This is a genomic window from Candidatus Omnitrophota bacterium (assembly GCA_013791745.1).
GTDB lineage: Bacteria > CG03 > CG03 > CG03 > CG03 > CG03.
In genome coordinates this window covers 1-9,195 of the sequence record VMTH01000050.1, presented here as the reverse complement: position 1 = coordinate 9,195, position 9,195 = coordinate 1, and the positions used below count along the sequence as shown (strand labels likewise).

The window sequence follows — 9,195 nt, the reverse complement described above, 5'->3', positions numbered from 1 at the left end:
CGCCGGCGACGGCACGACAACGGCTGTTGTTCTTGCGGAGGCCATATTTAAGGAAGGCCTGAGAAACATTACCGCCGGAGCAAATCCGCTGCATTTAAAAAAGGGTATGGACCATGCGGTGGCGGTTGCTGTGGAAGAAATAAAAAGACTGTCGCGGAAAGTGACAACCAAAGAAGAAATATCCCAGATAGCGTCCATTTCGGCTAACTCCAAGGAAATAGGAGACATGATTGCCGACGCTATTGACAAAGTGGGGAAAGACGGTGTTATTACAGTTGACGAGGGAAAAACATCATCCACCGAGCTTGAGACGGTGCAGGGAATGCAGTTTGACCGCGGCAACATATCGCCTTATTTCGTCACCGACGCTGAGAGGATGGAAACCGTTCTGGATGAACCTTATATCATCATAACGGACAAAAAAATTTCATCCATGCAGGAACTTCTTCCTGTCGTTGAACAGATAGCGAAGACGGGAAAGCCGTTTTTGATTGTTGCCGATGATGTGGAAGGCGAAGCTCTCGCGACGCTGGTGGTGAACAAACTTCGCGGCGTGCTCAAATGCGCTGCTGTGAAAGCCCCCGGCTTCGGCGACAGAAGAAAAGAAATGCTAGCCGATATCGCGGTGCTCACAAAAGGCACGGTTATATCCGAGGATGTGGGAATGAAGTTTGAGGAAACAAAACTTAACATGCTCGGCCAGGCCAAAAAGGTGACGATAGACAAAGAAAACACCACCATTATAGACGGCGCGGGAGATAAAAAAGATGTGTCCGCGAGGGTGGAGCAGATAAAGAAACAGATAGAGGAATCCGATTCCGATTATGACAAGGAAAAGCTTAACGAGAGGCTTGCCAAACTTTCAGGCGGAGTTGCCATTATAAAAGTCGGCGCGGCCACCGAGACCGAGATGAAAACCAAAAAATTCAAGGTTGAGGACGCTAAGCACGCCACGATTGCCGCTCAGGAAGAGGGAATTGTACCCGGAGGCGGAGTGACGCTTATAGCAGCCATAAAAAAAGTGAAAGCTATCAAGTGCACCGACACCGAGGAGCAGACGGGCGTGAACATCATCGCCAAAGCGCTTGAGGCGCCGATGAGAGAGATCGCGCGCAACGCCGGGGCCGAAGGCACGGTCATCGTGCAGGAAGTGATGAAGATGCCCGCGGGCCACGGTTATGATGCCGAGCGCGGAATATTTGTTGACATGATCAAAGCCGGAATTGTTGACCCCGCAAAAGTTGTCAGAGCTTCGCTTGAAAACGGAGCTTCCATCGCGTCTATTCTTCTGACTTCGGGATGCCTTATAACGGATATCCCCGAAGAGAAGAAAGACATGCCTATGGGCGGCGGCGGTTACGGCGGAGGAATGGGCGGAATGATGTAAGAAAAAGGGGTTAACCCCGAGCGCCTCAGGGCGCTAAGATCTGCGGGGACGCGTGAAAACGCGTCCCCGCTTTCATTTCAAAGAAATGTTTAGCCGAATCCAATAGGGACGGTTCCTAAACATGGGATTTTTTTATGTTGTGATATAAATCACCTTGCTTGTTTGCGGCTTAAGTTTTACAATTAAATGAGTAGAAAAGATATTAAATATTATTCCACTAAGGGGGTGGCGTTAATCGTGATCAGAAGGAGCCGCAGGAGAACCGCTGAAAAAAAAGAGGGCGTTCCTGCCGCTCAGCCCGCCGGCGTTTCAAAAAAAATCCCGGACAATTCGATAGAGACAGGAAAAGTAAATAAAAAACTGCTCATCATGGATATGACCATAGGCGAAGCCGCCGAGGGCATAATCCTGGCCGATCTCAAAGGCCGGATCACATACGCCAACAAATCTTTCCTTAAAATGTTCGGATGTGATTCCGCAGCTGACGCCCTGTGGCGTCCGCTGGCGTCCTTCTTTAAATCACAGAAACAGGCGCCGGTCCTGATAAAGAAAGTTTTATCGGGCGAGGGCTGGTCGGGAACGGTCAGAGCTGTCAGGCAGAACGGAGAAGTTTTTTACGCGCGCGTTTCTGTCATCCAGATAATAAATCCCGATAACACATCTTTGTGCATACAGTCATCATTTACGGACGTTACAGAAGGGCGCAGGACGGAACAGAGGCTGAGGGCGATGAACAGGGAACTACTGAAAGCCAACCGGAAGCTTGCCGCCATGGCCTACAGGGATTCTCACACAGGCCTTTACTCGCACCGTATATACGACGGTCTGATAGAGGCGGAATACCAGCGCTCAAAGAGGCACAAGAGGCCTCTATCCATTATGCTCATAGACGTGGATTTTTTTAAGAGCATAAACGATGTTTACGGTTATATCTTCGGCGATGCCGTTTTAAAACAGCTGGCTAATAAATTCATGGAAATGACGCGGAGCTCGGATGTGGTGATACGCTTCGGCGGCGAGGAATTCATAATAGTGCTGCCGGAAACTTCCAGGGAGAAGGCTCTGTGGCTCGGCCGGAGGATTTTTCAGGGCATAGACCGGGCCGCCTTCGGGCAAGGCGCTAAAAAAGTGCAGATCAAGGTCAGCGCGGGGCTCGTCTCTTATCCGGAAGACGACATAAAAAGCCCGTTTGATATGTTCGCTCTGGCGGAACAATGTATAAAAAAAGCGAAATCAGAGGGCGGCTCACGCATATGCTCCCCTCCCGCCGTAGGAGCGCGCCGCCGGAGCGCCGGGTCCCCGGCTAACATAACGGTTATCAAAAGCAAACTCGCGGATCTGGCGGCGCGGATGAACCAGTCGCTGGTGGAAACCATATTCGAGTTCGCCCGGGGCGCGGACGCGGAAAATTCCCATTTTATGGGTCACGGCGTTCATGCCTCTGTTCTCGCCGGGGATATTGCCGCGCGCATGGGATTTTCTGACGATGAGATAAAAAAATAGAGCAGGCGGCGCTTCTGTGCAACATAGGAAAACTGGGGCTGAACAAAAGCGTTTTGTATAAAAAGGGTGAGTGGAGCGAAGCCGATATGGAGATGTACAAAAAGCATATCGACTATGGCCTTGAGATACTCGCCATGGTGCCGCCGCTTGGCGCTCTGATGCCGCTTATAAAGTACCATCACGAACGCTGGGACGGCAAGGGCTATCCCGAAGCTTTGAAAGAAAATAAAATACCGCTCGGCGCCAGGATTATATCCGCGGCTGATGTCTATGCGGCGCTTGTCTCCGACAGGCCGTTCAGAAAAGCTTTCAGCGAGAGGAAGGCATTGAAAATTATGAGTGAGGAGAGCGGGAAAATTTTTGATCCGGCCGTGGTCGGCATCCTGCGGGAAGTTATAGCAGGTAAAGCGTCACCGCGTCCTAAAAAAACGCGCGGGGCAAAGGAGAGAAAATGAAAAAATCAAAACAAAGCCGGGGCGCGGCTGAAAGCGTTTCGTCCGCCGGGGCGGATGCGCCGTCAGGCGCGGCGGATCTTATAGCCATCGTGGAGGCGGCCCGGTTGCTTTCTCTGCAAGAGACGATGATACGCCGATGGCTGAGTACAGGTCTGGTGAAAACCTATAAAAATCCGAAAGCGGAGCTTCGCGTCAGCCGAAAAGAGATACTTGATTTCGCTTCCCAGCTCGGCTTAAACCCTCTGGCGGGGACAAGGGATGTGCCGCCGGATGTGCTGATCGTTGACGATGACGCCGAAATTATCAGATGGCTCAAGCTCTTCATGAAGAAGAATTACCCGCTGTTTAAAATTGATTGCGCGGTGAACGGTTTTGAGGCCGGCATCAAGCTCAGGGACGCCGCGCCGATGCTCGTGCTCCTGGATATGAGGATGCCGGGGATTGACGGAATAGAGGTCTGCAAAGCGATCAGGAAGCAGCCGAAACTGAAAAATATACATATTCTCGGAATAACGGTCTCTCACGTCAAAGCGGAATTGGGTGATTTCCGCCGGGCGGGCGCGGATGATATTATCTTCAAGCCGCTGCTTGCCGACGAACTGCGTGAGAGCATAAACAGGATCATGCTGGTACCGCATAAATGAAATCAGCCGCCGCTAAAAGAGAAGGATGCAAGAGGTCGGAAGCGAAATCAACAGGCAGGGAAAAAAAGTTGTTATTAGCGCTTGTCATAATTCCTGCGTTTTGTTCTTTTGCCCGCGCCGTGAGCGTGGAAGAGCGTCTCAGCGCCCTGGAGAAAGCGTTTAAGGAATCGTCCTCTCCTGTTGGTAATTTGAAATTCAGCGGCGAACTTGAATTTGAATATGTTGACACCGGGCGCGACGGCGTGACCCCTGAGAGCCATTTTCAGCTTGATAAGTTTAATTTGTGCCCGCGCGTTAAATTGAGTGAGAAGATAGAGCTTTACGGACAATTCACTTTTAAGGCGGACGACGCCTATTGCGGCGAAACTTACGCCGTGTTTTCAAAAATGCCTTTAAACACGAGTCTCAAAGTGGGTATGGACGACAGGTTCATTGACGGAAAACCTGGCAGAAAAACCGAGGCCGTTTCGCTGATCCAGGCCGCTTTTTATAATTCCGACAGCATGGGATTGTTCTGGTCGGGGAAACAAGAATCTCTGTACTGGCATTTCTCACTGACCAACGGGTATAAGCTTTCCGAAACCTCCCCATCCGAAGATAAAAGCCACAAATTCATTTGTGACGCGAAACAATACGGTGATTCAAACGAGAACAAGGAAACGGGTTTCGGCGCTGGAATGAAACATTCCCTCGCGGACAATCGCAGTCTGGATGTTTTCGGGTTCGCTTATATTTCCAAACTCAGCGGCGACGACAGGGTTCTTCTTCATGCGGTTCCGGGATACGGAAATACCGAAAACTCCGACGGTGTCGCGATGACAGGAGCGGCGGCGGAATACGAATCGGCTGATTTGGGGCTCGGCGCGGAATACATTGTTTCAAAATACGGCGCGCTTAAAAGGGACGGATACTTTTTACAGGCCTCTTATAAAATAAAATGTCCGTCCGGGAAATGTTTTGATTCAGTCACGCCTCTCGTCAGGTACGGCAAACTGAATGTGGATCTGCCGAACGATATTTTGAATTCCCTCACATGGGACAGAGAAAAAATAACGCTGGCGCTCATCGTTGAGATCGAAAAAAATGTTCTTCTCAAAAATGAGTATTACATAAACAGGGAATCTACCGGAGGCGCGGAAGTTGATAATGACGAACTGCTCGTCCAGCTGGAAATCAGATTTTGATATTAAAAGGGGGAGGTATGAGCAAACTTAAACTACTACTGGCGATCGTCCTCTTTGCAGGCGGAGCCCTGGGAATTGTCTGCCGGAAAAGGAATAAAGGGGGCAGGATGCTCAATGTCTATACATCAGTCCCCCTTGAAATCGCCGAGACTTTAGTGCGCCGATTTGAGAAAGACCACCCTAAGATTAAAATCGCCATGAGGCGTGCGGGCTCGCGTGAAATAGTGGAAGAGGTGTCAAAAGAGTTTGAATCCGGAGTCCCGCGTGCCGATGTCGTGTGGCTGGCTGATTTCGTCTCCGCCGAAGAGTTGAAAGAGAAGGGCTTTTTGCGCAAATATGTCTCGCCCCAGTCGGCCAGAATCCCCGCCATTTTTAAGGATAGCGGCGGTTATTACACGGGCAGCCGTCTGCTCAACATGGTTGTCGTCTATAACAGCGAACTGGTAAAAAAGCGGCCGATTGGATATAAAGACCTGCTGGATGAGGATTTTAAAGGGAAAATAGCCATAGCCGACCCCTCGCGTGCCGGGACTGTCAGGTATGCGGTAGGCGCGCTGCTCCTTGACAAAGATTTCGGGTGGCCTTATTTTGTGAAACTTTACAGAAATAAATGCCGGATCGTCCATGACAACACCGGCATGACGAAGATGATAGCCGAAGGCGAACTGCACATGGGAATAAGCATTGATTTCACCGTGAGAAAATTACTTAAAGACAACCCGTCTCTTCCCATTGACTACATTTACCCCGCCGACGGGGTGCTGTCCGTGCCGAGTCCCATAGCTGTAATAAGCGGCAGTCCCAATGCCGCGGCCGCCGAAAAATTCATTGACTGGGCGCTTTCCGCTAAAACCCAGGGTTTTATGTGTAAGGAAATGGGGATCGTGTCGCTCAGAAAAGACATTGCTGTCCCGGCCGGCATGCCGTCGCTGGCTGATCTCGAGATCATTCCTTCCAATCCGCAGCTGATATTGAAAACCGCTTCGCGATGTGATAGGATTTTCAATGATATTTTTTCAGGCAAGCCGCTGGATGAGATCAACACCGGGCTATTCCCGCCGGAGAATGGGACAAAAGGTGAAGGGGGGCTGAGATGAGGGGAATATTTTCTATCGCCGCCGCGGGCATTCTTTTTTGTTCGGGCTGCGCCCCTGAAAAAGAGATTCCCGTAAAAATAGACCTTTCCCTTGTTGAGGATGTTTCCGAAGGGGAAAAAGCGGATTCGTCACTCAAGTTCGGCCTGTCAAGCAATTTTTTGTATTCTGAAACGTATTCCCGCTATAAAGCCCTGATTTCTTATCTTTCAGGAAGGGCCGGCGAGAAGTTCGAATTTGTCCAGCGGCGTACCGGCGCTGAACTCATAGACCTTTTGGAAAATGGCGGGATAGCTCTGGCAAGAATAAGGGTCGGCGACTATCTTAAACTGGGGAAAGGCTCCAGCGTGCGGATACTGGCGGCTGAGGCCAGGGCAGGCAGCCCTCATTACAGGGCGCTTGTTATTGTTCCTTCGGACAGCCCCATCCGGGAATTCGGAGAACTCAGGGGGAAATCTTTTGCTTTTTCCGACAAGGATTCTCTGGAGGGGCATCACTGGCCAGCATATCTTATAAAGCTCGCCGGCTTTGACAAGAAGAATTTTTTTTCGCGCGTTTTATGGAGCGGAAATTACAACCATTCAATCCTCCTTGTCGCGGATGATGACGTGGACGGGGCCTGCGTTTCATCCCGCGCGCTGGAGGATTCCCCTCTGAAAAACAAAGTAAGGATCATAGGGGAATCCCCTCTTTTTTTCGCTCCGCCGATCATCCTGGCCGGCAAAAGCATGACGCCCCAGATGCACGATACCGTTAAGGCCTCTCTGCTTAATATGCATCGTGACGGTGACGGGCGAGCGGCGCTGCGTGAGCTTAAACTCAGCGGATTTGTTCCGGCCTCAGATGCGGATTATGCCTTCGCGCGGAAAATAGCGGAGGCCGTAAAATGAGATTGAATGCTTTTAATTTCAGGAAAATAAGCCTTCAGTCCAAGATTTTCGCGGCCATAACCTTGCTGGTGATCGTCGCCTGTATTTCTATAATCGCGGCGGTAAAGAATTTGCTGCCGCCGGCGCTGATTGAGGCGAGCAAAGGGATGGGCGTTCTGACGGCGCAGCGCCTTGCGGAGCGCTCCCTGGACGACATCTTAACAGACGACTATGGCGAAATCCATCGCCGGATAAATGAGGAAAAGGAACGGGATGAGAACTTTGAATATATTTTCATGATGGATGATTCTTTTGATGTGATAGCTCACAGCTTTTCCGGCGGTTTTCCCCTGGCGCTGAAAGACGCCCACGCCGTTGAAGCGCATCAGGACAGCGCCATACGGATTCTGGACACAGGGCTGGGGCGTATATATGATATTGCCGTGCCCGTAAAGCTGAACGGCGATACTCTGGGTTATGTGAGAGTGGGTTTATCCGATAAACATATCCATGAACTGAGCGACAGCACGATAGGCGCTATTCTGTGGATAGGCATTTCTACAGTGCTCCTGGCGTCTTATCTGAGTTTTCTTCTGGCCGGTGGAATAGTCCGGCCCGTTGAAACCATGCACCGCATCAGCGAAGACATAATGATGGGCGATTTTTCAGGGCAGATAAAAACGCCCCCCGTGCCCTGCGCTGAATTGAAAAACTGCGATAAGAAGGATTGTCCCGCCTACGCGGAGAATCATCTGCCCTGCTGGTGCGTGAGCGGAACGCTGTGCGAGCCTGTCATAGGGAAGGATTACTCTCAGAAAATAGAGTATTGCCGGACCTGCCCGGTCTACAAAAAATATTCGGGCGATGCCGTTCAGCAGCTGGCTGAAACATTCAATCTGCTGTCTCACGGGCTCAACGAAAAATTTAATGAGCTGCGGGAGAGCGCGGAAATGCACCGGCTTTTATTTGAAGTTTCCGGGGAAGCGATCATGACTCTTGAATCGCCGTCATGGAAGTTTACTTCCGGCAATCCGTCGGCCATAAAGTTATTCGGCGTGGAAGACGAGAAGATGTTCATCTCGTATGCCCCGTGGGAATATTCGCCGGAGTATCAGCCTGACGGGCAGCTGTCTATGGATAAAGCCAAGAAGATGATCAATAAGGCGCTGAAAGAAGGTTACAACTTTTTTGAGTGGACACATAAAAAACTGAACGGCCCCGATTTTTACGCCACCGTTTCGCTGACCAGGGCCATTGTGGGAGAGAGAATATTTTTACAGGCTGTGGTCAAAGATATCACCGAGAGGCGAAAGGCGCTTGACGCGCTTAAAGACAAAGAGAAAAAACTCCGCTACGCGCTTGAGGTAAAATCCAGATTTTCGGCTATGGTGTCCCACGAGATGAGGACGCCGCTGGCCGCTATAAAAGAGAGCCTGAACCTGATAAGCGCCGGCGTTGAGCTGACGGCCGAGCAGAAACAACTTATGCGCATAGCGGCCAGGAACGCAAACCGGCTGCACCGTCTGATAAGCGATGTCCTGGAATTCAGCCAGCTCGAAGCCGGACGTATAAAATTCAATTTCAGTAAAAACAGTTTATACAAAGCGCTGGAGGATGCGGAGGCCTCTTACAAGAGCGCGTATGCCGCGAAGGGCATTTATCTCAAAACGGATTTTTCCGGCGACCTTGGCGATTTTATTTACGACTATGATAAAATCATTGAAGTTGTTTTAAATCTGCTGGGGAACGCTTTGAAGTCGACGGCGGAAGGCGGCGTCGTCTTGAGCGCATCGGGGTTTTCCGAAGGCGGAAAACAAATGGCGAGGGTCTCCGTGAAGGATAGCGGCTGCGGTTTGAGGAAAAAAGATTTTGAAGTTATATTTGACCAGTATGTGAAGCAGCCCGGCGGCAGTTATAACAAACCCGGCGGTACCGGGCTGGGACTGAGCATCTCAAAAGAGATAGTGCTCGCGCACGGCGGCTGGATATGGGCGGAATCCGCGGGGCAGGGCAAAGGCACGGAAATCATCTTCACTCTGCCGAAATCGGGGCCCGTCGG

Annotated in this window: 8 protein-coding genes; all 8 read left to right on the top strand. The window is 50.8% G+C overall.

All coding sequences use genetic code 11. The features are described 5' to 3' along the window. A partial coding sequence (gene groL, locus FP827_02520; protein ID MBA3051957.1) for a chaperonin GroEL occupies positions 1-1,387 on the top strand: 1,387 nt, incomplete at its 5' end. A gap of 186 nt (positions 1,388-1,573) precedes the next feature. Further along, positions 1,574-2,890 carry a diguanylate cyclase gene (locus FP827_02515; GenBank protein MBA3051956.1) on the top strand — a complete coding sequence of 439 codons (1,317 nt, stop codon included), beginning with the start codon at positions 1,574-1,576 and terminating at the stop codon, positions 2,888-2,890. Further along, positions 2,887-3,345: an HD domain-containing protein gene (locus tag FP827_02510; protein MBA3051955.1), complete on the top strand. Its 459-nt coding sequence runs from the start codon at positions 2,887-2,889 to the stop codon at positions 3,343-3,345. The genes FP827_02515 and FP827_02510 overlap by 4 nt, the downstream gene beginning before the upstream one ends. Beyond that, the gene (locus FP827_02505) at positions 3,342-3,989 is read left to right on the top strand and encodes a response regulator (GenBank protein ID MBA3051954.1); all 648 of its coding nucleotides are present in this window, start codon (positions 3,342-3,344) and stop codon (positions 3,987-3,989) included. Before FP827_02510 ends, FP827_02505 begins: the two co-directional genes overlap by 4 nt. Next, the gene (locus tag FP827_02500) at positions 3,986-5,173 is read left to right on the top strand and encodes a hypothetical protein (protein ID MBA3051953.1); all 1,188 of its coding nucleotides are present in this window, start codon (positions 3,986-3,988) and stop codon (positions 5,171-5,173) included. Before FP827_02505 ends, FP827_02500 begins: the two co-directional genes overlap by 4 nt. Before the next feature lie 17 nt (positions 5,174-5,190). Continuing rightward, positions 5,191-6,270, top strand: a complete 1,080-nt coding sequence (locus FP827_02495) for an extracellular solute-binding protein (protein ID MBA3051952.1) — start codon at positions 5,191-5,193, stop codon at positions 6,268-6,270. Continuing rightward, complete coding sequence (locus FP827_02490) at positions 6,267-7,157, top strand: PhnD/SsuA/transferrin family substrate-binding protein (protein MBA3051951.1); 891 nt, start codon at positions 6,267-6,269, stop codon at positions 7,155-7,157. The genes FP827_02495 and FP827_02490 overlap by 4 nt, the downstream gene beginning before the upstream one ends. Beyond that, on the top strand, positions 7,154-9,195 hold a 2,042-nt coding region (locus tag FP827_02485), incomplete at its 3' end, for a PAS domain S-box protein (GenBank protein ID MBA3051950.1). The genes FP827_02490 and FP827_02485, both read left to right, overlap by 4 nt.